The sequence below is a fragment of the Leisingera sp. F5 genome, assembly GCF_001593695.1.
The window spans coordinates 1-1,230 of the sequence record NZ_LUKH01001148.1 but is presented as its reverse complement, the minus strand read 5'-3'; the positions used below and the strand labels follow the sequence as shown (position 1 = coordinate 1,230).

General features: G+C 66.3%; 1 protein-coding gene. It reads left to right on the top strand.

Translation table 11 applies throughout. The annotated features are described in order from the left end of the window. Positions 1-410: 410 nt before the first annotated feature. On the top strand, positions 411-1,230 hold an 820-nt coding region (locus A2I95_RS39655; RefSeq protein ID WP_291737836.1), incomplete at its 3' end, for a 2-dehydro-3-deoxygalactonokinase.

The window sequence follows — 1,230 nt, the reverse complement described above, 5'->3', positions numbered from 1 at the left end:
CGGCCAGCTGGGCAAAAATGGCATTATGCGGTGCCGGAGTGGCGGACATCTTGGCAGTACCTCCTGTCACTATTACGCGTGCGCCGCCTGTGTCCGGCGCGGCACAAGCCACCGGGCTTCCGGTTCCCGCGATTCGCACCGCCGCCGCTGGCCGGGGCTGTACGGGATTGACAGAGTGCAAGGCCGACGATGCCTTAACACTAATGGATTTTGCGGACCGGGCGCAGAGCTGGACACCCTGTCTTTTGCATAAATCCCGGGCGCGTTAGCCTATGGCGCGTATACTTGCGGATAGCACCTTCGCCATACGGGTATTCAGGCCGATACCGGCGGGCGGGGTGCCCGCTTGCCGGAACAGAGAATCAGCGCCATAAGCCCGGCAACGCAATGGCACAGGAAGTGAGGGCATCATGCAGTCTCCCCGCAACGGCACCGGCTGGCTGGCCGCAAATCTGGACGGAGACACGCTTTCGGCCTGGGAAATGGCCGGCAGCAAAGCGGGGCCGGCCCAAGTGCTGCGCCTGCAGGACAGCCACCCGCCTGCGCTGGCGGCAGCGTTGCGGCAGGTCCTGGGCGGCACGCCGCGCCCGGTGCTGCTGGGCGGCACTGCCCTGGCGGCGCCGCATCCGGCACCGGTGCGGCCGGCGGAGCTGCATGTGGCCAAAACGGTGTTAGACGGCATGCCGGTTCATGTCCTGCCAGGGCTGAGCCAGGCCGCACCCTGCGGGCTGATGCAGGGCCCCGTGGCTGCTGTCAGCGGCTTCTTGCGGCTGAACCCGGATTGGGACGGGGTCATCTGCCTGCCGGGCATGGTGACCCATTGGGTGCAGGTGAGCGCGCGCGAAGCTGTCAGTTTTCAAAGTGCTCTGACCGCTCAACTGGCACAAGTTTCGATACAGGGCATGGCGCTGGAGGCGGCAGGAGCCTGGGACAGGGCAGTATTGGCAGAGGCGGTGGCAGACGGCATTGCCAAACCCGAGCAGCTGGCGGCGCGGCTGGCTTCGGTTCAGGCGGCAGCGGCGCTGAGGCAGATGCCTGATGAAGCTGCGCGGGCGCAGATCTGGGGCCATCTTCTGGGAGCCGAACTGGCAGCTGCCCGGCCTTACTGGCTGGGCCAGAACCTGACCCTGATTGCCGATCCGTCTCTGCAGGCTTTCTATACCGCGGCTTTGGGTGCGCAAGCGCTGCCGGTCACCTTGGCGGACCCTGGCCGCATGACGCTGCAAGGGC